At 68.7% G+C, this 21,933-nt stretch carries 17 protein-coding genes and 4 pseudogenes; 12 read left to right on the top strand and 9 right to left on the bottom strand.

The window, feature by feature from the left end:
* Positions 1–3: 3 nt before the first annotated feature.
* The 3 genes from GUY59_RS07525 to GUY59_RS49880 form a co-directional block, all read right to left on the bottom strand.
* Positions 4–1,326, bottom strand: coding sequence for an HEXXH motif domain-containing protein (locus tag GUY59_RS07525; RefSeq protein WP_138199750.1), 1,323 nt, complete (start codon positions 1,324–1,326; stop codon positions 4–6).
* Positions 1,323–2,552: an FxsB family cyclophane-forming radical SAM/SPASM peptide maturase gene (locus tag GUY59_RS07520; protein ID WP_138199751.1), complete on the bottom strand. Its 1,230-nt coding sequence runs from the start codon at positions 2,550–2,552 to the stop codon at positions 1,323–1,325. The genes GUY59_RS07525 and GUY59_RS07520 overlap by 4 nt, the downstream gene beginning before the upstream one ends.
* Before the next feature lie 243 nt (positions 2,553–2,795).
* Positions 2,796–2,921 carry a hypothetical protein gene (locus tag GUY59_RS49880; RefSeq protein ID WP_269128732.1) on the bottom strand — a complete coding sequence of 42 codons (126 nt, stop codon included), beginning with the start codon at positions 2,919–2,921 and terminating at the stop codon, positions 2,796–2,798.
* A 317-nt stretch (positions 2,922–3,238) separates the two neighbouring features.
* On the opposite strand from GUY59_RS49880, the gene GUY59_RS07510 reads away from it, so the two are divergent.
* Positions 3,239–3,550: a hypothetical protein gene (locus GUY59_RS07510; RefSeq protein WP_138199752.1), complete on the top strand. Its 312-nt coding sequence runs from the start codon at positions 3,239–3,241 to the stop codon at positions 3,548–3,550.
* A gap of 297 nt (positions 3,551–3,847) precedes the next feature.
* Positions 3,848–4,810, top strand: a complete 963-nt coding sequence (locus tag GUY59_RS07505; protein WP_201760602.1) for an acyltransferase domain-containing protein — start codon at positions 3,848–3,850, stop codon at positions 4,808–4,810.
* Positions 4,811–5,170: 360 nt separating this feature from the next.
* On the opposite strand, the gene GUY59_RS07500 is transcribed toward GUY59_RS07505, so the two are convergent.
* Positions 5,171–5,404 (bottom strand): hypothetical protein, encoded by a 234-nt coding sequence (locus GUY59_RS07500; RefSeq protein WP_138199753.1) that lies wholly within the window; start codon positions 5,402–5,404, stop codon positions 5,171–5,173.
* A 367-nt stretch (positions 5,405–5,771) separates the two neighbouring features.
* Positions 5,772–6,190: pseudogene (locus GUY59_RS07495) on the bottom strand (transposase); the annotation flags it as partial.
* A gap of 24 nt (positions 6,191–6,214) precedes the next feature.
* Here GUY59_RS07495 and GUY59_RS07490 point away from each other — a divergent pair.
* The 3 genes and pseudogenes from GUY59_RS07490 to GUY59_RS51285 form a co-directional block, all read left to right on the top strand.
* Positions 6,215–7,474 (top strand): SMI1/KNR4 family protein, encoded by a 1,260-nt coding sequence (locus tag GUY59_RS07490; protein WP_161714441.1) that lies wholly within the window; start codon positions 6,215–6,217, stop codon positions 7,472–7,474.
* A gap of 399 nt (positions 7,475–7,873) precedes the next feature.
* Positions 7,874–8,743 (top strand): annotated as a pseudogene (locus GUY59_RS51290) (replication initiator); the annotation flags it as partial.
* Positions 8,682–9,310 (top strand): annotated as a pseudogene (locus tag GUY59_RS51285) (IS1634 family transposase); the annotation flags it as partial. The pseudogenes GUY59_RS51290 and GUY59_RS51285, both read left to right, overlap by 62 nt.
* A gap of 144 nt (positions 9,311–9,454) precedes the next feature.
* On the opposite strand, the gene GUY59_RS07480 reads toward GUY59_RS51285, so the two are convergent.
* Both GUY59_RS07480 and GUY59_RS07475 read right to left on the bottom strand, forming a co-directional pair.
* Positions 9,455–10,204, bottom strand: a complete 750-nt coding sequence (locus tag GUY59_RS07480) for an alpha/beta hydrolase (RefSeq protein ID WP_161714439.1) — start codon at positions 10,202–10,204, stop codon at positions 9,455–9,457.
* A gap of 1,396 nt (positions 10,205–11,600) precedes the next feature.
* Positions 11,601–11,969, bottom strand: a complete 369-nt coding sequence (locus GUY59_RS07475) for a YciI family protein (RefSeq protein ID WP_138207709.1) — start codon at positions 11,967–11,969, stop codon at positions 11,601–11,603.
* Positions 11,970–12,501: 532 nt separating this feature from the next.
* Between GUY59_RS07475 and GUY59_RS47350 the strand changes: the two genes are divergently transcribed.
* The 5 genes and pseudogenes from GUY59_RS47350 (at position 12,502) to GUY59_RS07460 (ending at position 15,168) form a co-directional block, all read left to right on the top strand.
* Positions 12,502–13,044, top strand: coding sequence for a transposase (locus tag GUY59_RS47350; RefSeq protein ID WP_201760601.1), 543 nt, complete (start codon positions 12,502–12,504; stop codon positions 13,042–13,044).
* A gap of 12 nt (positions 13,045–13,056) precedes the next feature.
* A pseudogene (locus tag GUY59_RS47345) lies at positions 13,057–13,437 on the top strand (Mu transposase domain-containing protein); the annotation flags it as partial.
* Positions 13,389–13,667 carry a hypothetical protein gene (locus GUY59_RS47340; RefSeq protein WP_201760599.1) on the top strand — a complete coding sequence of 93 codons (279 nt, stop codon included), beginning with the start codon at positions 13,389–13,391 and terminating at the stop codon, positions 13,665–13,667. The pseudogene GUY59_RS47345 and the gene GUY59_RS47340, both read left to right, overlap by 49 nt.
* A 162-nt stretch (positions 13,668–13,829) precedes the next feature.
* A complete protein-coding gene (locus GUY59_RS51280; protein ID WP_354534178.1) occupies positions 13,830–14,150 on the top strand; it encodes an ATP-binding protein in 321 nt (106 codons plus the stop codon).
* Between the two features lie 658 nt (positions 14,151–14,808).
* The gene (locus GUY59_RS07460) at positions 14,809–15,168 is read left to right on the top strand and encodes a hypothetical protein (RefSeq protein ID WP_201760598.1); all 360 of its coding nucleotides are present in this window, start codon (positions 14,809–14,811) and stop codon (positions 15,166–15,168) included.
* A gap of 403 nt (positions 15,169–15,571) precedes the next feature.
* Here the strand turns inward: GUY59_RS07460 and GUY59_RS07450 are convergent, their stop codons facing one another.
* Positions 15,572–16,366, bottom strand: coding sequence for a hypothetical protein (locus GUY59_RS07450; RefSeq protein WP_171055594.1), 795 nt, complete (start codon positions 16,364–16,366; stop codon positions 15,572–15,574).
* Positions 16,367–16,543: 177 nt separating this feature from the next.
* Positions 16,544–19,291 (bottom strand): helix-turn-helix transcriptional regulator, encoded by a 2,748-nt coding sequence (locus tag GUY59_RS07445; protein ID WP_138207711.1) that lies wholly within the window; start codon positions 19,289–19,291, stop codon positions 16,544–16,546.
* Between the two features lie 1,813 nt (positions 19,292–21,104).
* On the opposite strand from GUY59_RS07445, the gene GUY59_RS51275 reads away from it, so the two are divergent.
* Both GUY59_RS51275 and GUY59_RS07430 read left to right on the top strand, forming a co-directional pair.
* Positions 21,105–21,527, top strand: coding sequence for an IS110 family transposase (locus GUY59_RS51275; protein ID WP_138207713.1), 423 nt, complete (start codon positions 21,105–21,107; stop codon positions 21,525–21,527).
* Positions 21,479–21,844 carry a hypothetical protein gene (locus GUY59_RS07430; RefSeq protein WP_138207715.1) on the top strand — a complete coding sequence of 122 codons (366 nt, stop codon included), beginning with the start codon at positions 21,479–21,481 and terminating at the stop codon, positions 21,842–21,844. Before GUY59_RS51275 ends, GUY59_RS07430 begins: the two co-directional genes overlap by 49 nt.
* Positions 21,845–21,933 lie beyond the last annotated feature (89 nt).

Raw genomic sequence — 21,933 nt, 5'->3', positions numbered from 1 at the left:
CGCTCACGGCCGTGACGTTCCGAACGCGGGGTGACCGTGGGCGCGCCGCCAACGGGCCAGATGACCTTCGGCTTCCGCGCGAGCCCGCGCCTGCGCGCTCGCCGGCACCGGCTCGCCCTGCCAGGCCGCCAGGACGCGGCGCATCCGGGCGACGAACTGCTTGCCGGCGGACGTCAGCAGTCCTGAGGCCATGAGGACGTCCACCGCGCCACCGGCGCCCGCCCGCCAGCGGGCGAACTCGCTGTGCGCGAGGACGCCCCTCTCTCCCCGCTCGTGGTGGCGCTGGTGCCGCCAGAAGGCGGTGACACCCAGATAGGCGTACGCGCCGTGCAGCAGGCCGGCGGCAGGCCTGGGATCCTCCCGCCAGGGCGCGTAGAACCTGCGGCCGTCGTCGGCGTCGAGCAGCCGGACGATGTCCGACAGCGCGCCCAGCTTCGCGTGCTGGACCTCATGCGCCAGCGTCGCGGCGAGTGTGAGCCCGTCGGAGGGCGGGGACATGCCCACGGTGCCGAAGGTCTCCGAGGCCGTGCCGCTCACCTGCCCCCGTGGCGGGCGGCGCAGAGGGGTGAGCACCCGATGCGCCACCTGGATCTCCGCCGCCGTCGACGGATGGTGGGCGGTGAGGATGCCCCACGCCTCCTGCAACGCCGAGCGCCAGCTCCGGAGCTCGGCTTCGGGCAGCCTGCCGGCCACGTCAGCGGGCATCCGGTAGGGATCGACATCGTCGAGGACGAGGTCGAGAGCCTTACCGTCCGCGTACGCCGTGAGCCGGCGCAGACCCCGCCAGCCCGGGACGTCCTGGGAGCGGTCGTCGGGGATCACGACGCGGGCGCTACCGCTGACGACGTCCGCCCCTCCCGCCGTGGACCGCACCGTCGCCGTGCCGTCCGGGACACGAACCTCTCCCAGGGACGGCAGGAACAGCGCACCGCTCGAAGTCCGTACCTCGATGGACAGCTGCGCCCGCGCTCTGATCGCGGCGGCGGCGGTGACGGCGGCCAGCTGATCCGGCCGGGCCTGCTCCGGGTCGCTACGGAGAGCGAGCAGCGTGGACCGCAGCCAAGCCCCCACAGCCGGATAACACACGACGGCCTCGACAGCGTCCGGGGCGTCGTCCTGCAGCGCGGCGAGCCGGTCGTAAGCGTCCGCGGTACGGCCCGCTGCCGGATGCCCGGTCGTTGCGGCTCTCTCCACCAGGCCGCGCAGAAGTAGCAGATGCTTGCTGCGCTCGACGGCGGCCAGCCGGCGTACCGCCGCGGCACCACCTCTCCCTGCCGCCAGGGCGGCGAACACGTCGTCGGAGACGTTGTGTCTGCGCAGTTTCATCCAAGCCTTCCGAGCCGCGTACCCAGATCGGCCGCCACGACCTGCCTGATGTGCCGGATGAGTGCGAGCAGGTCGGGACAGTAGACGGAGGGGTTCGCGAAACCGGTCTCCGCGCGGTAGCGATGCGCGAACTGCCCGCCACCGCACACCGCCCTCACCTTGCACGACCGGCAGCCGGGAGCCAGCGCGGATTCGCCGAGCTGGCGGGCAACGGCCTCGGACAGGAGCAGCGCCTCGTCGAAGGCGTTCCTGGCCACGTGGAGCCCTGTTGAGGGCGAGCCGGGCGCGGAGGATCGGATCGTGTCCGACAACTCGATCGTCCCGTCCGCGTCTATGACGAGAACCGTCACCGGGGACAGCCCCAGCGACTCGCTGTTCGACCGGCCGCCCAGCAGGAGATGGATGATCTCGCTGAAAAGCCGGACGTCGGTCTCCTTGCGCGGCGCGCCGTACCAGCGGTCGAAGACCGCGACCAGCCAGTCGGCGTACGGCGTTTCCGCGGCTCCTGGTATCCGCCCGGGCGGAGGATATGACCAGTTGCCCAGCGGCAGCAGGAAGTCGATTCTGGGCGGCTGGTGCTCGAGTAACGCCTCATAGATCGCCACCGGATCGTCACGGACGTCGATTGTGCAGAGCAGGCCGCTGAACAAGTGCGGATACGAATCGCGCAGCAGCCCGAGCGACTTCGTCACGGCGTCGTAGCTGCCCCTGCCGTTGGCGTATTTCCGATGCCGGTCGTGCGCTTTCTTGTCTCCGTCGAGACTTATCGCCACGGCGATATCGAGGTGGTCGAACATGCGCAGGTATCCGGCGTCGAGACGGATTCCGTTCGTCTGTATCCGCGCCCCCACTCGCGCGCGACCCCTGACCGCTGATCGGGTGGCGGTGACGATGTGGGAGAGTAGTGCGGGCCCGGCCAGCAGTGGCTCGCCACCGTGCAATATCAGCTCGACGGACTGCAGGCCGTGGCCGCGGACGTGCTCGGCGATCCGCTCACCCGTACGCGTGGCGGTGGCGGCGGACATGCGTATCGGCTGTTCCCGCCAGCTCCGGTCCGCCATTTCATAGACGTAGCAGTACGCGCAGGAGAGGTCGCAGCGGCTGTTGACCTTCACCACGAATTCGCGAAACGGGGTGGGCGCCCAGCCCTGGGCCGCCAGGGCGGCCGGATCCAGGGCTTTCGGCCACTCGGAATGGTCGTCGCGCTGGACCGATCCGAGATTCACCGCCACGCCCTGATCAACTCCCGAGGTGAGCGTCCTGGCGCGTCGTTGCGCTATCGGTTGATGGTGCACAACCACTATGAGCGCGCAAAAGGATCTCGTCAAACAAGCATGACGGAGCCCTACAGAAGATTGTGCATCGCCTGCCGGCCTCCATTAGTCAAGGCGCGGCGTCGTTGAGGGCGGCGATCTCGTCCGAATGCGGAATGTCGAGCAGCAGCGCCACTTGGCGGAGCCGGCGGCCGCTCAGCCGACCTGCCCCTGCTCACTCTCTACCACCAGCGCCCCCGGCGCCTGCTCCACAAGCCCGGCCAGGCGCCGCTCGGCGCTCTGGACGACCTTCCGGTGGATCGAGGCTGCCGCGACCACCACCGCGATGACCAGGCCGCTGGTGGCCGCTGACCGAAGGGTGGGCGGCCTTCCACGCCGTGATCACCGGGTCGATCAGGGCCCACCGCTCATCGGGTAAGTCCGTCGCGTAAGGCTTGCGTTCACTCACCCGGCCATCTCAACACGTCCACGCCCAACCATCCGGTCATAACGCTACAGATTCGCTCGATCACACTATGACATGAGGGGGCGTCGGCCCACAGACCGCCCTCTGAGAACGCTCTCACGGTCTTGAACCGCTGTGGCGCTGCTACCTTTTCACCTGACGCAGGAGATCTTCCCCTCCGAGAGGTTCGACAATGGTGAGCAATGGTTTCAAGGCATTCGCCGTGGCATCGGCCGCCGCACTTCTGCTGATGGCCGGGACAGGCCCCGCACATGCGCGATCTGTGAACGTGGCGGCCATGATCAGTTGTGTCGACAAAATAGCCGGGAAGAATGCGGCGATCACCCCCTGGGCCACGGTGCAGAACAACTGCGCCTTCACCTACAAGGTGAAGGTCGTATGGAACAACGGGGCGGACAGTCCATGTCAAACGCTCAGCGTGCGAGAGCAGTACACCGACACCTCCACTCCGGGCGCCACGTACGACGGCGTCAGAATCTGCTGAAGCCGTGGAGTCCAGCAACGAAGTCGTCACTCAGTTCGTACTCCACCCGATCGTGAGCACCCGTGAGCCGCAAGCTCCGTGGCCAGAGCCCGCCCACTCCCCACGCCAAGGGCTGCCACCGCGACGGCATTCGACGGAGTCTTGGACCTGGTGCAGCCGGTCCATCGCCCGGTAGGAGGCGCAGTCCCTTCATGTCGGCAGGCCGTCGATGTGGGCGTTGCGGCCGATGCAGTGTGAGGCGGCGAGCTTGGAGAACGCGTCCAGGGCATGGTGGCGACCAGGGCGAGAGGACACGAGGTGAGTACGATCGTCCGCGTGGATCTCGACGCCGCCGCCGCCCGCCTCGGGGTACCCGTCGAGGAGGTCGACCGCGTGCACCGGCTCGCCGGCGACCGGCCATCCGCTCCGCTGCCCGCCAAGGCCGACGCGCCCGCGATCCTCGACCGGCTCGCGGTGCGGCCGGACGACGCCGCCGAGATCATGGCGGGCTGGCCCGACCCCGGCTCTCCACTGTGGACTCCGGAGCTACGCTGGCTGCTCGACCGCTCGATCGCCCTGGTCCGCGCCGATCTCGGGGGGCACGGCTGGCTGTCGCCCGGTCCGGAGCTGCCGCGCGAACGGGGCCCCGCCTGGCGGCGTCTCTACGTGTACGCGTACCTGGCCCTGGTCGACGTCGTCATGGGCTACAACCGCGACCACGGCATCGCCGATGCCGTGTCGTGGGTGACCCTCGCAGACCTGGGCCGCAACCTCGCGATCGACCGGCGGATGCACCGCGAGGGCTGGCCGGTCATGCAGAGCTGGCTGACGCTGCACGCGCGCGGCGGCCTCTACGAGCTGGGCCGACTGCAGCACCGGCGCGGCGGCACCGCCATCGAGCTGCACATCCCCGAGTCGGGGCCGATGACCCCGGAGGCGGTGGCGGCGTCGCTCGACGCGGCCCGCGCGTTCTTCCCGCGCCACTTTCCCAACGAGCGCTACACGGCGTTCTCCTGCGGCTCGTGGCTGCTCGACCCGCAGCTGCTGGAGTACCTGCCCGCGGACTCCAACATCGTCCGGTTCCAGCGGAGGTTCGAGCTGGAGCCCTACGAGGAGCCGGAAGGGCTGGACGCCGACGTCGAGGTGCTGCGGTTCGTGTTCCGCACCCTGACCACGCCGCTCGACCAGCTGCCGCGCCGCACCGTGCTCCAGCGCGCGATCGTCGACCACCTGAAGGCCGGCCGCCACTGGCACTGGCGCCGCGGCCGCTTCCCGATCTAGCCGGGCCGAGAGTCACGGAACTATCCGATGATCAACGAGACGTGCTTCATCGATTCGTCTCATCGATTCTGAGGCACCGCAGGTGAAGGGGGTTTCATGCCTCGATTCAACGAGACAGGACAGCGGGAGACGGCGTGCGCAACCAGGGAGACGCTGTCGGCCCGGCTGCAGGGGAGCGGCCACTGATTCTCGCGCTGCCAGAAAATAAGGCGGACAGTAGCGGGCACACCGCCGCCGACCACTCGCTCAGCGCGAACCCAGGAGCGGATCACCGACGGTGTGCTGCCGACACCTGCCGCGCCTACGCCCGGCAGCGGCCGCCTTCACCGCCTGGAGTGCCGATCGCGGCCGAGCACCAGATCACGCTGGCCGGAGCGCGAGCTCGACGAGCTGCGCACCGCCGTGGTCAGCGCCACCCACGCCGCTGAACGGCTGCAGCAGGCGACGGGTGAGGTCCTTGACAACGCCGAGTTCGAGCGGGTCGATCTTCATCTGGTTCAGCGTGCGGTAGACGGCGCCGGCCGCGATCGGCACGCCGCCGACTCCCCAGACGGTGAGCGGGGCGTACCGCAACCAGTCGGTCCAGCTCGCCAACGATGCCGTCGCGATCTGCCCAGCTCTCCGCGTGACCCGCCGCGCGCTGTCGACGATCTGGCACGCGCCCGGCGGCGTCCGCCTTGGTGATGCAGTCCAGCCTGGCCGCTGGGGCCGCCTTGTCCGCCGGTGTCGATCCCGAGCGTGGTAAGGCCGAAGAGGCGATGAAGAGGGTTTGCGGTCAGGTCGACGAGGCCGGTGAGGAGCAGGGACGTTTCCCCGAGCGGCGGGTCCACGTCCGCCTCCACCCTCGTGCCGCCGACATCGCCGTCGGCCTGACGAGCGAGGGAGTCCACGACAGCCTGGTCAGAGGCGCCGGCTGGTCCCTGACGACTCCCAGGCCTGGCTTGAGGTCCAAACGGAAAGATCAGCGGACGAGGCGTCGCCAGCAGATGATCGAGGCTGCGAGCATCATGAAGGCTTCGTGGATGTCGTCGCGGATCTCCCAGCGGATGCGCAGGCGACGGAACCAGTGCAGGAGCGCGATCGTCCTCTCGACCACCCACCGGTGAACGCCCAGGCCAGAGCCGTGCGGAGTCCCGCGCCGGGCGATGATAAGCTTGATGCCGGTGCGCCAGACCAGGCGGCGATACTTGTTGTGGTCATAACCTCGGTCGGCGTACAGGCAGCCGGGCCGCCGACGCGGTCGGCCGACGCGTCCGCGTACCGGCGGGATGGCCTTGATCAAGGCATGAGCTGCGTGACGTCGTTGCGGTGGCCGCCGGTCAGGGAGACGGCGAGGGGGATGCCTCCGCCCTCGGTGATGACATGGTGTCTCGAGCCCGGGGGCGGGTGCTAGGTTGCGATGGCATGGCGACATCCTCCCGGCAGAAGCCGCCGTTCCTTTACGTGATCGATGATGAGTTCGTTCCCCCCGATCGGGGTGACGAGCAGCAAGGGCCTGAGTCTGCGGTTCCCGCGGGTGATCCGGACGAGGCGGTGCGGCTCTTCCACCACTACCGGCGGCGGATGGCGCAGATCATCGGGTACGAGGAGGATCTCCCCGAGCCCGCGAGCGAGGAGGATCTCGCCGAGTTGGAGGAGAGAATCGGCGTCATGCTGCCTGCGGATCTCCGCGCGCTGTATGGCATCGCCGACGGTGACGGTGACCGTGTCAACCCGCTGTTCGACCGGCAGGAGTGGCTCCCTGTTGCTGAGATCGATGACCTGGATGACGAGTGGCTCGAGATCGCGCAGGAGTGGCGGCACGAACCCTGGCGCCGGACGGTGTTCGATGCCCAGCCCCCGAATGCCATCCGGAGGTCGCCGCTGCGTCCGGGCTGGATCCGGTTCGCGTTCGACAGCGGCGGCAACTGGCTCGCCGTGGACATGGATCCCGGGCCGAACGGGCGTCCCGGGCAGGTCATCGCGGTCGGAGTTGACTACTCGCAAGGGCCGGCGTACGTCGCTGACTCGGTGACCACGTTCCTGCGCCGTCTGGTGGAGGCGCTGGAACGCGGTGACTACCGCCATCACGACAGAAGCCTGTGGATCGAGGCGGACCTGCCGGATCTGCCGAGCGAGCACTCCAGGTACAGCGACGGCCGGCCCTCCCTCGCGCGGGCCATGCAGGCCGGTCCACGTGTGCAGGAGGTCCGGGTGGTCGACGTAGAGGATTGCGCGTTCCTCGCCGTGGTGCCCGAGGTGTGTTCGCTGGCGCTGTCGAGCAAGGGTTCGCCCGACCTGACCCCACTCGGTGGCCTTCCGGTGGAGTATTTGGAGCTCGATGTGGAGTGGGTTGACCTGACAGTGCTGGCCCGAAACCGGGAGCTGCGTTCGCTGTCGGTCACCTGCGCGCGGCCCGTCGAGCTGGCTCCGCTCCGTACGGTGCCGAACCTGTGGGCGCTGGACATCGCGGCGGCATCCGTCGCCGACATCGCCACAGTGACCGAGCTGAAGGGATTGCGGTACCTGGAGGCGACCCAGGACCAATGGCGGGAGCTGTCGGAACTCGGCGACCTGCCGTCGCTGGCCGTCGTCGGCGTCCACCCCCACCGCCCCGAACGCGACTGGCCGGTTTCGACGGCCTGGGTCACCACCTATGGCGAGCCGCCTGCGCCAACAGCCTGAACCGGCGCCTGGGTGAGGGACTCGCCCGGCTCGCCCGACAGGAGATCGTCACCTTCACGGACGGCTCGACACCGACCGCGTACTCTCGAGCGCTCACGATTCTCGGCGAGCAACGCAACCAGAGCGGACGTAACCGGCCCACGCGTGATCGCCACTCCGCCAGCAGCTTTCGAAACCACCGGTCACACCGAGCCCGATCTATGGGCGCTGCCTGGCGGGATCTCCGTTGCGCTGCTACGCCACCCCGGCCCCTGCACGTTTGTCCGTACCTCGTTCTGCACTCCAACGGGTACGCCGACAACCCCATGAGGGCTGTCCCTGCTCGGTCCGGCCTGCGCCGAGGTCTACCGGGGCGACACGTAGCAACTCGTCCGGGCCGGGTTGGTCGGCGGCAAGGGCGTGCCGGAGACGGTCAGCGCTCGCCCGTGCCTGTTCGTGACTCTCACGGCTCCCTCGTTTGGAGCGGTCCACGCGCGGCGGGAGAAGGACGGCAAGGTTCTGCCCTGCCACGCTCGCCGCGACGCCCGGACCTGCCCGCACGGGCGGGTCATGTCCTGCACCGACCGGCACGGCGCCGACGATCAACGGCTCGGCGAGCCGCTGTGCCCCGACTGCTACGACTACGAGGGGGCGGTGCTGTTCAACGCCATCAGCCCTGAGCTGTGGCGGCGCTTCACGCTGGCGCTGCGCCGTCGCTTCGCGCGGCTCAACGGGCTGACGGTCAAGGCGCTGCGCGAGCAGGCGACGATCTCCTTCGCCAAGGTCGCCGAGTACCAGCGCCGGGGCGTCGTCCACTTCCACGCCGTCATCCGCCTCGACGGTCCTGACGGCCCGTCCTCGCCGCCGCCTGCCTGGGCGACCGCCGACGCTCTGACATTGGCTGCTCGGCATGCGGCGGCGGTCGTCACGGCGGAGGTCAAGCCGCTGAGCCGCAGCTTCCGCTGGGGCACCCAGCTCGACGTACGCCGCATCACGATGGGCGGTGATCTCACCGAGCAGACTGTCGCCGCGTACATCGCCAAATACGCCACCAAGGCCGCCGAGTGCGTCGGCACGCTGGACCGGCGTATCCAGCCTCTCGACGACCTCGACGCCTTGCCCGTTCGCGAGCACGCCCGCCGGCTGATCGCCGCCTGCATGAGTCTGGGGGCTCACCCGGAGCTGGCCGACCTGAGGCTCGTCCACTGGGCTCACATGCTCGGCTTCCAACCCCGAAGGCGCCGAACGCGACGCCGCCATCCGCCGGCGTCTGATCGCCCAACTGGGGGAAGCGATCGCCGGCACCGACGCGCTCAGCGCCACCGAACGCGCCGAACTGCGCGGCGTCATCTCCACCAAGCCCGGCCTGAACCGATATCTGCGCACCATTCCGAACGGGCTGCTGCGCATCGACGCCGCGAAGGTCAAGGCCGAGACGAACCTGGACGGCAAGTACCTGCTGCGCTGCTCCGACCCCAAGCTGGCGGCCGAGGACATCGCCGTCGGCTACAAGCAACTGCCCGAGGTCGAGCGGGGCCGGCGCGACATGAAGCAGGTCATCGACCTGCGCCCGGTCTATCACCGGCTGGAGGAACCCGTCCGTGCACACGTCATCTCGTGCCGGCTGGCGCTGCTGCTGATCCGCATCATCGAGACCGCCACCGGCTCCACCTGGAACCGCATCCGCGACGAGTTCGACCTGCTGACCGTCGCCACCTCCCCCTCCCGACCTCCCCCTCCCGACCGGCACCTTGGCCGGCGCGCCGAGCTGACCAAGCCCCAGCGCGACATCCTGGCCAAACTCGACATCCCGACCCGAAGAAGATCGTCGAAGCCATCCCAGCCGCGGACGCCTGACCAGGCACAACGCTCACGCCTAGTGACACGCCGCATCAGCGTGCCCGCGCGTGTTTCCGCAGCTCAGAGCCCAGATCTGTGTGCTTTTCCCGCTACACATCTGCGGAACGCGGGTGTCGCGCCGCCTGCTGCAAGGGATGCAGTTCACCGTCCTGGACGAGCCTTCGATGGTGGTGACCTCGGTGCCCTCCAGGCGTTGGCACAGGCCGGCGTTCGTGTGAACGTGTTGAGCATCGAAGCGAGCTCTGCGGGGCGGCTGAGGGCGGGGCAGTGGCCGCTTACGATCTCGTTGGGGGTGATGCCGAGACGCTCACGTACGTGCAGGCGCTGGAATGCCGCGGGGAACAGCCGATCCTCAGTGCAGAGGATGTATCGCGCCGGCGTGGTCGGAAGGATGTCGAGGGGCCAGGGCGCGTAGTAGGAGGAGTTGGAGGGTGGAGGCGGTTCCCTGCGCGACACCTGGTCGGCCAGCTGCTTGGGCACATCGTGGAAGTAGCCGACGTACGGGTCGGAGGAGCCGGTAAGGCCACCGTCTTTGGCGGCCTGGCTTCGAACAGCCTCCGAGTGCCCGGTGTTGCTCCACCAGTCGGCCGGCGATTCGCCGGGCCGGGGGATCATGGCGGTGACGTAGATGAGTCCGGCGGTGTGGACACGTTCGGCGACCAGGGGTGCGGTGAACCCGCCGAACGAATGCGCGACAACGAAGAGCTCATCCTGTGTGTCGATCGTGTTGACGACGGTGTCGGCGTAGTCGTCCAAAGTCGCCGTATCGTCGCCGGTCCACAGTGTGGGGGCGACAGTGGTGTGTCCGAGGGATCGGAGCTCGGCCTCTACGAGGTGCCAGTACCAGCCCCCTCCGACGCCGGCGCCGTGAATGAGCGCGAATGTACTCATGGTTCGTTGCCTCTCTTGCTGCGGTGAGGGTGAGACCTCGTCACGTCGCCTGCAATCGGGCTTCAGCCTTTTTCCGTGTGCTCGACGATTGCCGCGATAGCCAGGTCCCAGAGTTCTCGTGGCGGCTGTTGATGCCCGGCGCCGGGGAGGGGACCAACTGCGTGCCGGGGATCTCGGCGGCGAGGGCTTGGCCATGCTCAAGGGGAAACATCGGGTTGGTGGTGCCGTGCAGGACCAGGGTGGGGGCGGTGATCTGGTCGACCGGCCGGTGTCGCGGTGGTCGTAACGCACGACCCGGCGACCCGCCTCGGCGAGCCGGGTACAGAACCCTCTTCCCACCAGATCATCGACTGCGCTCCGCCAGCGATCGACAACACCGTGGCATCGGCCGGGACGCCGAACGCCTCGTAGCACAGGTCTATCTTGTCGATGGTGACCGTTCGCTCGGTCATGGTGCGATCCTCTTGGTCGCGGCGGGTCGGGCGCTGGCGGGTTGGCCGCTGCCGGTGCGGCGAGCGGCTTTTGGCGTTGGATCCGGTGCACCGCCAGCGGGATCTCGATTGACATCACCGCGGCCAGGGCGAGCAGGCCATTGAAGCTCCAGAACGCCATGAGCGGCCCCGCTGCCGCCGCCATGATGGTCATGGCGGTGTCGGCGGCGCCTTGCACGCGGGTGTCGCCCATCGAACCTGCGGCGATGTGCGATGAAGCCGCCACGGTGCACACCGACCAGCCGAGGCCGGCAGGGAAGAGGTCGAGTCCATGCGTGAACGGGCTCTGCACGAACCAGCCGGCCAGCACCACGAGTGAGACCAACAGCACCGCCTCTCCCGTGACCAATGCCGTTGCCAATCCGGCTCTGTCGGACAGAAAGCCGGACAGGGGGCGAACGCGTACATTCCGAGAGAGTGGGGTGAGAGGGCAGCGGCGATGGCGGTATGGGCTGCGCCTAGGTGGTGCATCCCCAGCGGCGCTATGACCATGACCGCCACCATGGTGGCGTTGGCGAGCATCAGTGCCGCGATACCCGGGCCGAGCGGGGAGACGTGGCGCCGAGGTCTTACGCGGTGGCGTTCGGTTCGGCCGGCCGGCCCACGGCTCTGGCGACCAACAGCGGGTCAGGTCGAAGCAGGCTGAAGATCGCCAGTGCCGCGATGAATGCGCCGGTCATGTCGACCAGCAGCGGCCCCGCCAGCGGGTGCAGGCGAGCCGCGTGGACACGGCCTGGGCCGGGCCGGCCATCAGGGGCCCCAGCACCGCACCCACCGTGGCGACCCACACCACCATCGACAGCGTGATGGCGCGGCGGCCCTCCGAGGCGAGGTCGGTGAGCCGCGTATCGGCCGCTGTTCATTGACGCCGATGATGCACCGAGCGCGCCTTGCCGGCCAGACCGTCAGGCAGCGGGTTCCTCCTGGAAGGCACGTACCTCGACCCTGCTTCGCAGCGCCCGCGAGGCCTGCTTGGTCCATTCGATCGCGACGTCGTCGTTTTCCGCCTCGATGATCCAGAAGCCGCCGAGGTACTCCTTGGCCTCGACGAAGGGGCCTGTTGTGAGTACGGGGCTGTCGCCGGAGTAGTCCACCGTGGTGGCGCTCGACGGCGGCTGCAGGCCTCCAGCGGACACGAACGCGCCCGCCTCATGAAGGGCGGTGTTGAACGCATCGATCGCGGCTATCACCTCCGCCAGCTCCGCGGGATCCATGCCCTCCATCGTCGGCTCCTCGGCGGAGTCGTGGGGGAGGCTCAGAAAGTACTTGCTCATGGTTGTCTCCTCGTCATGCTTTTGATGGTGGTGCCCGATGAATTCGAGCGTTGCGGCCGACGACCGCTGTCTGAACACTAGGAGGGGGCTCCTCAGTGACGCATCGGTCATCGTTACCGGCGTCCGGGTAACCGATGACTGGCATCGGCCACTACGTAGCTGAATCCCCGGGGTAGGTGTTTCCGACCTCCAGCCGGCGGCGGTCTTTTCGTGTCCCGCCGGACGGGCGGATACCGCATCCGGCCACCGTGATGAAGCTGTTCCGGCCAGCGGCCGCGGTGATCCGCAATGCCCGGATCTACCACCTCCGACGAGGGTTCGGACTGCGCCGCACCCCGCCTGTGCCATCACGCAGGCGCACTGACCTGGGCCGGACTCGGGATCTTCGATTACAACTCCAGCGGATGACTGTCATCAGCGGGTGACCACAGGACGCTGGTTCTGCTCGTGAGAGTTGACCGCAGTTGCTCGCCGGGTGTGACCGCGGCCTTGTTTCGGTGAAGTCGTTGTTCGTGAGTTTTGACCGCACGATGTGTCTTATGGTGACTTCTGCCTGCGGCTGTCGTTCTCCGGCAAAGCGGTGCACCGGATCTCCCCGTCGGGCGGGCAGGAGGCGTTCTTCGAGGGCCACGAGCACGCGTTCCGCGTCCTGGGAGGGGTGCCGACCGGGAAGATCCGCTACGACAACCTCAAGTCCGCGGTCGCGCAGGTGATCGGGTTCAGCCGGTCGAGGGTGGAGACTGACCGGTGGACCGCGTTCCGCTCCCGCTGGGGCCTGGACGCCTTCTACTGCCGGCCCGGCATCGAGGGCGCGCACGAGAAGGGCGGGGTGGAAGGGCAGATCGGCTGGTTCCGCCGCAACCATCTTGTCCCCGTCCCGGACGTGCCGTCAGTTCAGGCTCTCAACGCGATGAGCGACGAGTGGGACGCCGCGGACGAGGCCCGCCGGATCGGCAGCCGGGCGCGGACCGTCGGGGAGTTCCTGGCGATCGAGAGGCCGCTGCTGCGCCCCCTGCCGGAGGAGCCGTTCGAGACCGGACGCTGGATCACCCCGCGTGTCGACCGGTTCTCCTAGGTCACCGTCCGCACCAACAAATACTCCGTGCCGGTCCGGCTGATCGGCCGCAGGGTCCGCGTCCTGCTCCACGCCTCAGACCTCGTCATCTACGACGGGCGCGCCGAGGTCGCCAGACACGAGCGGCTCCCCGGCAAGTCCAGAACGCGCCTCGACCTGGACCACTACCTGGAGGCGCTGCTCCGCAAGCCCGCCGCGCTGCCCGGGTCGACCGCGCTGGAGCAGGCCCGCGCCGCGGGGAAGTTCACCCCCGTCCACGACGTCTGGTGGGCCGCCGCCCGCAAAGCCCACGGCGACGCCGCCAGCACCCGAGCCCTGGTCGAAGTTTGCTGCTCCACCGGCACATGGACAGCGAGCACGTCGTCGGCGGGCTCGCCGCCGCCCTGCGGGTAGGGGCGCTGACCGCCGACGCGGTCGCGCTGGAGGCCCGCAAGGCAGCCGACGAGACCGCCGGCCAGCCCGCCCAGGGCGCGGACCCGGCTACCCCGCCCGCAGTGGCGTCCCTGACCGCCCACCGCCTGGACAAGCTGCCACCTGACACTCGCCCGCTGCCGTCGGTCGCCGCCTATGACCAGCTGCTCCGCCGAACCCGAATCGCGCAGGAAGGAAACGCCAGGCCATGACCTCCAAGCCCCGCCGCGGACTGACCGAGCAGGCCGCCGACGCCGCCGTCGACCAGGCATGCCGGATGCTCCGGCCGCCCACCGTCCGCGCCCAGTTCCCCGACCTGGCCGAGGCCGCCGCCGCGAACAGATGTCCTACCGTGGCTCCTCGCCGAGCTGCTCATGGCCGAGTGCGACGACCGCGCCCGCCGCCGCTCCGAACGGCGCATCAAGGCCGCCGGGGTTCCCCCGCGAGAAATCCCTGCGCGCCTTCGACTTCGACGCCAACCCGAACGTCGACCCCGCCGTCGTCAACACCCTCGCCACCTGCGACTGGGTCAAGAAGGCCTGCCGCTCTGCCTGATCGGGGACTCCGGCACCGGCACGTCCCACCTGCTCATCGCCCTGGGCACCGAGGCGGCCATGGCCGGCACCGCGTCCGCTACACCCCGGCCACCAAGCTCGTCAACGAGCTCGTCGAGGCCGCCGACGACAAGCAGCTGACCAAGACCATCGCCCGCTACGGCCGCGTCGACCTCCTCTGCGTCGACGAGCTGGGCTGTGCGCCACGAGGCGCTGAGGAATCGTGCGGAAGGAGGAGCCCGCCGCCGGTCATCGCAGTGACCGGTTGAAGCTGGAGGCAGGCCGGACCCCGAGTCGGGGGCGAGGCCGGGAGCAGCCTTGACAACGTAGGGACGGATCGGGACCACCAGACGGTTCGTGCCCGCAAGCGAAGACGGAAAGGGTGCAAGGAAACTGAACCAGTGGTCGACGCCTCGTGAGTCGTCAGTGGCCTCTCGAACCTGGTGGATGGGCCGCGCCGTGGTGCTGGACAGACCGTATCCGGTGGTCTGTCCGCTTTCCTCGTCCCTATCCCATGGGCGAGGGGAGGCTCTGGCCAAGACTGCGATGGGCGGCCAGAACGATGCCACCGGGGTAAAGCTGGGCACCGAAGCCGTCGCAGAGATCCTCAGTGAACGTGGGAAGCGACCGGTGGTCGCCCTCCCGCCGGGCCGCCAGCCCGGTGGTGGGCAGGCGCGACGTCCGCTGATGACTCCGGTCGTGGCGGAGTCGCCGTAGTACTCCGAGGGCGGGAAAGCCGTCCGCATGGGGAAGGGCGACAGCGTGATGGCAGCAGGACTGCTGTCGGGAAGGACCGTTGTTGAATAACGACGCGCCGCCGCAGGAGTGGCCGCAGGTAGTGCCGCCACAACGGTGGCCGGGATTGCTCACGGCCCAGCGGCGGGCACTCGATCATCAGCTCAAGCTGCACCGATGGGCGCGGGCCGAACCGGCACGCCGGTTCGACGACGTGTTCAACTTGGTTCATGACCGGGCCACTCTTCTGGTGGCCTGGGAACGGGTGGCAGGCAACCGGGGTGCGAGGACAGCGAGCGTGGACGCGGTGACCCGCTATCACGTCACCGAGCGTCTGGGGGTGATCCCGGTTCTGGAGGAGCTGCGCTTTCAAGGACGGGACATTCCGCGCGCTGCCGGTTTAAGAAGACGTTCTCCTATCTAGGCTGGTATGCCTGGTGGAGGATGCTCCACTGGATCCGCCGCAAGCACCCGCACCTGACCTGGAAGCAACTGCGGCGGCGCTACTACGGGGCCGACCGCATCGCGGCGGACGACATCGTCCTCAACAACCCGGCGAAGATGAAGGTCGAACGCTACCGCTATCGCGGAGCACAGATCAGCACGCCTACAACATCGACGAGGTGGACCCCAAGGGAGCTCGCTTCCGCAAGACTCACCACGATGATGTGGGCTTCGCCTTCACTGACCCCGCCTCTGCGCCGCCATCGTCGACCGGCTCACCTTCGGCGGCAACATCATCGAGACCGGCACCGACTCCTACCGCCTCGCCCAGACCCGCGCAGCCCAGCAGAACTGACTACCGGCCCAAGCTCCGCTGACAGCGGTCAGGCCTCGCCGAGGTCGGTGCAGTGTGTGATCGTCGCATCGTCCGCCGCCACTGCATGGCGCGCTTCCGCCTGCCGGACACGACGGATGATTTCGGCAGGTCCGCTCGACGCCAAAACGGCCATGACCTGTGGCCAATCGGCGAGCTGGAACCGGTCCACGATGCGGCTGGCTCCATTGCTGAGCAGAACGGCACCGGTTAGTCCGGAGATCGGGCAGCTTCCCATGATCGCCTCGTCTGCCGCCCGCGGGTCGTCCTTGGCCAGCCAGAAGCCGCCCGGCTGGTTGCGGTTGGCGCGCAGGTCTCGCAGGAGTCGGTGGTGCTCGTCGCTACCCTGGGCGGCGGCCTCGATCGCGGGTTGGTACGACCGGCTGATGATCACCTCCCGGGGATCGGATACGACGACCGGCGCATCATCTGCTCTGTCGAGCACGAGGACCGAGTCACCGAGCACCAGGTACTCGAGGAGGCCGTCGGACAGGCGCAGGATGGCTACGGTCGCCGATGGGCTAATGGGGTTGGCCACGTCGCAGGTGTCACGATGATCGTTGGTCACCTGCTCGATGGCCTCGGCGAGCAGCGCCGAAACACTGCGGTCCTGCACGAGTGACAAAAGGCTGAGGAGGCTGCCTCCCAGGCGATTGGCATACCAGGCCACACCGTGCCGACAGATCGATTCGGTGCCGGGGATGCCAGCGCCGTCAATCAGCACCGCTGCCGTCGGTCCGGCGCAGGTGAAGTCCTCATTCGCGCGGTCAGTCCGTTTTGGAGCGCTCGTCATCGTCACCCGCATGTCCTGCCGCCCCTCCCTCCGATCAAGGCGGAGATGGGGCGTCCGCGGCGCCGCAACGACTCCGACACGCGGACCGCAGCCGCCAAAGTGCGGTCGGTTCCCACGAACAAAACCAGGACGCGGACCCCTTGGGCCATGGTCGTATCTACGTTTCCCCTGACATGCGCATCCGGTAGATCAGGGCTCGCCGGCAGCGGGCTCGACGAGGTCGTTCAGCTCGGCGCGGCCGGTTACGCCGAGTTTCGGATACGCCTTGTAGAGGTGGTGGCCGACAGTCCGTGGGCTGAGGAACAGCTGTGCGGCGATCTCCTTGTTCGTGTGACCGGTGGCGGCCAGCCGTACGACCTGCAGTTCCTGCGGGGTCAACAGGGTGAGCGGACCGCCGCGCCGGGGCTCGTCGCCCCGCTCGCCGAAGGCGGCCAGCTCGCCGCACGCACGCTCGGCCCAGAGCACCGCGCCGAGGCGCTCGAACACGGTCACCGCCGCCGCGAGATGGGCGCGGGCCTCGGTACGGCGGCGTCGGCGGCGCAGCCACTCGCCGTAGACCAGCTGGGTACGGGCGCGCTCATAGGGGCCGCCCTGCCGCTCATGGAGCCGCAGCGCCTCGGTGTACAGCGCATCGGCGTCGCCGTCGTCGGCCAGCAAGGCCCGGCAGCGTAGTGCGAGCGCGGTGGCGACCGGGCGGTCGACGCACTCGGCCCAGTGGCAGAACGCCGCCAGTGGTTCGTGGGCGCGGTCCGGCATGCCGCCGCGCACGGCTGCTTCCACCAGATCCGGCACCGCCCTGATCAGGAGGTCGCGGCCTGCAGGTCCCCGGGACACTCTTTCGAGCCGGTCGAGTGCCTCCCCGAACCGCCGGGCGGAGAGGTCGAGCATGCCCAGACCCCAGGCCGCGATCTCGGCATTGACCCGGTGCCGGGCCAGGGCTCGCGGGAGCACCTCCTCGGCAAGAGCCCGGCAGCGTGCCTCGTCACCCGACACGGCGTGCAACCACACCTCCACCGACCGGTGCGCCAGGCTCTCGGTCGTGTTCCCCAGTTCGTCGCTCACGGATGCGCCTTCCGCCACACACGCGCGGGCGTCCGCGAACTCGCCGCGCAACAGCCGCGCCACCGCGAGCACGTTCAGGGTGTACGGGACCCACCCCAACGCCCCGCCGGCCCGCACCTCGGCCAGCATGTCCTCGGTCCCGGCGATGACACTGTCGTCGTCCGCGATCATGAGCCCGCCGAACCCGGCCGTGATGCGATGAGTCAGGTCGTTCCCGCCGCCGCGGGTGGCGGTGTGAAGATCGCGCATCGGGCCGACGGCCGACTCCGGGCGTCCGGCGAAGAGCTCCGCCCACCCGAGAAGGGCGGCGACAACGGGCGCCCAATCCTCCGGCGGGGTGAACCCGCGCATCAGATCCGCCGCACGCTGCAGGAGATCGTGCGCCGCTCCGTGCCGGGCGGCGTGCGCAGCCTCGTACAGTGTGAGCGCGGCGCGCTCCGGATCGGTGTCGCACACCAACGCGGCGGCTTCAATCGTCAGCTCCGCATCGGCCCGTGGCGAGGTGCGTTCGTACTCCACGGCGCCACGGGTATAGATGGCCGCGGCCCGGATGCCGGGGTCGGTGGTGAGCGAGAGCGCTTCGGCCGCCAACCGGGCGGCGCGGTCGGCCTTGCCGGCATCGAACGCGGCCTGGCTGGCCCGGGCGATACGCCGGGCCTTCAGCTCCCGGTCAGCACTGAGCCGACCGGCTCGGTCGTAGGCGGCGGACATCGCCATCGCGCCGCCTCGGTGCCAGGCCCGCTCCGCCGCCCCTTCCAGTTCGGCGGCCACAGCCTCGTCGGGGGCAGTGGTGGCAGCAGCGAGGTGCCAGGCCCGACGGTCGGCGTCAGCGTCCGCGCGCAGCGCCTCGGCGTACGCGCGATGTACCTCGATCCGCCGGTGCAGCGGCGCGTCCTGGTAGGCGGCTGCCCTTACCAAAGGGTGACGGAACGTGATCCGATTGTCGATCCAGACCAGGCGGTCGCGTTCGGCGGGAGCCAGGTCACCGACGGTGCCACCGAGAGATTCGATCACGTGCAGGATCGTCGTAAGCGGCGCCGCCATGTCGGCCGCCGCCACCAAAAGCGCGCGTTGGGTGGAGTCGGGAAGCCCCACGATCTGGTGGCGGAATGTCTCCTGTACGCGGCGGGTCACCGGCAGCGGGCCGACCTGCTCGGCCGGGCCGGACCCGTCGGCGTCGTTCGCCGCGAGCCGCGACGACCCGAGCTCAATGATCGCCAGGGGATTGCCGCCGGACTCTGCGAGGACCCGGGCCCGCACCGGTCCGATGAGTTCCGGTGCGTGGTCGCCGAGCAGCCGGGCGGCATCCGGCGCGGCGAGGCCGGGCAGGTCCATGACCTCGACGCCTGCGATTTCGAACGGCATCGATGTCTCGCGCACCGCAAAAAGCATCGCGATCGGATCGGCCACGAAGCGGCGGGCCGCGAACAGCAGCGCCTCCACAGAACCCTGGTCGAGCCATTGCAGGTCATCGACCACGCATAGCAGCGGGCCACCATCGGCCAGATCAGCGAGCAACGACAGGGTACCGGCGGAGATCAGGAATCGGTTGGCTTCGTCTCCCCCGGACAGGCCGAAGGCGCAACGCAGCGCCCTGGCCTGGGGAGCGGGGAGCGCGTCCAACCGATCCACGTGAGGGAACAAGAGTTGGTGCAGGCCGCCGTACGCCAGCTCGGAGTCGGACTCGACCCCGGCTCCGCGGACCACGCGCATGCCGCCCTCGGCTTCGGCGATCGACACAGCGTGGTCGAGGAGAACCGATTTCCCGATGCCCGCCGCGCCCCGTAGCGCCAGCGCGCCGCTGCGTTCGTGGCGCGCATTCGTCAGCAGGCGTTGGATCCGCGCTTGCTCGGCCTCCCTGCCGACCAGTGACATGCGTTGCTCCTACGTCAAGCCGCTGCCGCGAGTGTGGCCCAGGAAGGTGGCCAGCTGTGTGCGCTCGTCCCAGGTGGGAGGCGTATCGGTTCGTTGCGTCATCGCGAGGAGTTTCCCGCAGCTCGGGAGGGGTGTCGAATGGTTAAGGAGCGGGACCGGGGGCACAGGTTCACAGTATCGTCATCAGCGGGATCAGGCTGGATCGGGTGTGCGTGCTCGGTGATGTCTCGCTACGCGATGGTGGATGGCCTGCGCGCCTCCAGCGTCCCGGTGGCCGCCGACTGGCTCAATGGATGGCAGCCTGGAACTCGACCGGGGCTTTGGTCTGGCCTCAGGCGCGGGGCGCTTCCACAGAGGTTACCTATGCGGCGGCGGTTGCGACTTGTACGCGTTGAATGCCGACAACGCCGTCATCGAGGGCCGCCTCATCGACGACCGATTGCGAGCCGATGGCGGCTGCCGGCGCTCGGCTGGATCCGAACCTGCGCCTGACGGGCGCGGACCTGCGTAACGAGGATGGTCCTTGCCTGACGCTCGACCGCACGTCCATCGGCTCCCGTGATGCTCCGATCGTGACTGTGGCGCCAGCCGGATCGGTCTCGTCGGTACCACGGTGAGCGGCGGCTTCCCTGGTGCTTCCACCAGCTGGAGCATCCCGAGGGCTGTTGTCGCGGCTCGCGGCCCTGGTGGACGGCGGCGCCCTCATGCTCCGCACGCATACTGCGCCCCCGGGCGCCAACTGGCTGGTCGCCAATATGGGCCGCGACCGCGCCTACGACATCAGCGCCTCTCGTACGGACCTCGGTTACCGACCGGCGCGTCTGTGTCGATGCCGGCCTGCGGGAGATGGCGCCCGCAGCCCGTCGGGCGTGATGCCGATTCGGCGTGGTGGGTCACTTGGGCTGTGCTGCGGCTGCAACGGTAATGCGGAGCGGCAGCGGCCACGTGCCTGGTGGGCGGCCTCGGCCGGGCTGGTGGCGCCGCACGCGCTTCCTCGCCCCTTGATCAAGAGGTGTCGTGGTGGTTTATGATCCGGCGTATTTGGCTGGGTGTGCGGATTTCGATGGCGTGAGGAGGGATCTCAACCTCTTTGTAGGTATGCGCGGTCGAGGTCCAGTTGGGGCGACGGCCACGGCGCTCCCTCTCGGCGCTGTTCATGTGCCACACGCTCGCTTGCAGAGTGAACGTGTCCGTCAACCACAGGTGGTAGTCGTCACGGTGTTCGGCCAGGTGGTCAATGTAGCGAGGAAGTACGGCCTGGGCGACCGTCTCGGCTGTTTCTGCCCGGTCGAGGTTCAGCCGCAGTGCATGTTGTTGAGGTTTGGTGTTCCCCTGCTCCGTGACGACGCCCCCCGCATCGATGCACTGAACCTTTTTCAGGCTCCGTGGCGGCTGCCCTGGTCACAGCATGATCGCGATACCGGTGTTCGGCCGGTACGTTAAGAAGCTCCTGGTAGAGGGGTTGATCACCACAATCAGTACCGTCATCACCAGGAGCTTCAGGTGCTGTTCCATCAGTGAGACTGGTGCCATTGGGAACGACTGTTACTGCGGTTGAGGTTGCAGGAGCAGGAGCAGGAGCAGGAGCAGGAGCAGAAAGCGTTGTCCCTTGTTCTATCTGGCCCGGGTCTTCTGGTGCCATCGGCACGATCTGTCGCCTCTTCTGGGGGAGCGCTCCCGAGGGTGCGTGTCGGCTGGCCGTGTGTGGCTTGATAGAAGCCTCGGCGAGATAGCCCGTCTCGTCACTGGTCTGCCTGCTTGACCGGCCGTCACGCACCGCCGTCGGATATCCCCCGAGCCGGTGAGGGTGCACATGACGAGGTTCAAAAAGCCCAAGGCGCGACGGATCGTGGGCGGGGTCGACACCCACCATGCCGCGGTGGTGTTGATGAACGGGCGCCGGGTCGCCGATCGCGAGTTCCCGGCGACCCGGGTGGGATGCGCAGACCTGCTGGAGTGGATGCGGTCCTTCGGCCAGCTGCAGGCAGTGGGGGTCGAAGGTACCGGCTCCTATGGTGCCGCCCTGGCTCGTCACCTGAGCAGCGCGAAGGTCAAGGTGGTCGAGGTCAATCGCCCTGCTGGCAGCAGCGCAGGGCCAAGGGCAAGTCTGATCCACTGGATTCCTACTCTGCGGCCGAGGCTGTCCTGGCCGATAGGGCTCGGGCCGTCCCGAAGAGCGGAAACTGGGTGGCCGAGTCGATCCGTGTGCTGCATCTGGTCCGCGCCGGCGCGGTGAAGGCTCGCACCGCCTGCCTCAACGAGTTGCAGGCGCTGCTCGTCACTGCCCCGACCGAGCTCCGCGAGCAGCTGGCCGGCCTCAAAGACCCGGCTCGCCGACGCCTGCTCCCGGTTGAGGCCTTCCGCGGATCTGACCGACCCCGCTCAGAGCGTCAAGGTGCGCTGCGGCACCTCGCTGCTCGATACCGCACCCTCAGTGCCGAGATCGACGCCGCCTATAACCAGTTAAAGGGGCTGATCGAGCAGGCCCGGCCCGGGATGCTGGCCGTCCAAGGCGTGAATCGCCCCGGCTTCGGTGGAGACTTGATCTCTTGAGAGGATCGAGTCCATGCCAGGTAAGTCTCCCTACCCCGCCGAGCTGCGCCGTCGAGCGGTGCGGATGGTCGCCGAAGTGCGGCCTGATT

The organism is Nonomuraea sp. K271 (assembly GCF_009908215.1).
GTDB classification, from domain to species: domain Bacteria; phylum Actinomycetota; class Actinomycetes; order Streptosporangiales; family Streptosporangiaceae; genus Nonomuraea; species Nonomuraea longispora.
This window is presented reverse-complemented; position numbering and strand designations above follow the sequence as displayed.

What these genes read in the sequence shown, in the direction of transcription:
- GUY59_RS07475 (WP_138207709.1), bottom strand. Translation starts at nt 11,969, where the DNA reads ATGAGCAAGTACTTTCTGAGCCTCCCCCACGACTCCGCCGAGGAGCCG.
- GUY59_RS07525 (WP_138199750.1), bottom strand. Translation starts at nt 1,326, where the DNA reads ATGAAACTGCGCAGACACAACGTCTCCGACGACGTGTTCGCCGCCCTG.
- GUY59_RS47340 (WP_201760599.1), top strand. Translation starts at nt 13,389, where the DNA reads ATGGACAGCGAGCACGTCGTCGGCGGGCTCGCCGCCGCCCTGCGGGTA.
- GUY59_RS51280 (WP_354534178.1), top strand. Translation starts at nt 13,830, where the DNA reads ATGGCCGAGTGCGACGACCGCGCCCGCCGCCGCTCCGAACGGCGCATC.
- GUY59_RS07445 (WP_138207711.1), bottom strand. Translation starts at nt 19,291, where the DNA reads ATGTCACTGGTCGGCAGGGAGGCCGAGCAAGCGCGGATCCAACGCCTG.
- GUY59_RS51275 (WP_138207713.1), top strand. Translation starts at nt 21,105, where the DNA reads ATGACGAGGTTCAAAAAGCCCAAGGCGCGACGGATCGTGGGCGGGGTC.
- GUY59_RS07490 (WP_161714441.1), top strand. Translation starts at nt 6,215, where the DNA reads ATGGCGACATCCTCCCGGCAGAAGCCGCCGTTCCTTTACGTGATCGAT.
- GUY59_RS07450 (WP_171055594.1), bottom strand. Translation starts at nt 16,366, where the DNA reads ATGCGGGTGACGATGACGAGCGCTCCAAAACGGACTGACCGCGCGAAT.
- GUY59_RS07480 (WP_161714439.1), bottom strand. Translation starts at nt 10,204, where the DNA reads ATGAGTACATTCGCGCTCATTCACGGCGCCGGCGTCGGAGGGGGCTGG.
- GUY59_RS07510 (WP_138199752.1), top strand. Translation starts at nt 3,239, where the DNA reads ATGGTGAGCAATGGTTTCAAGGCATTCGCCGTGGCATCGGCCGCCGCA.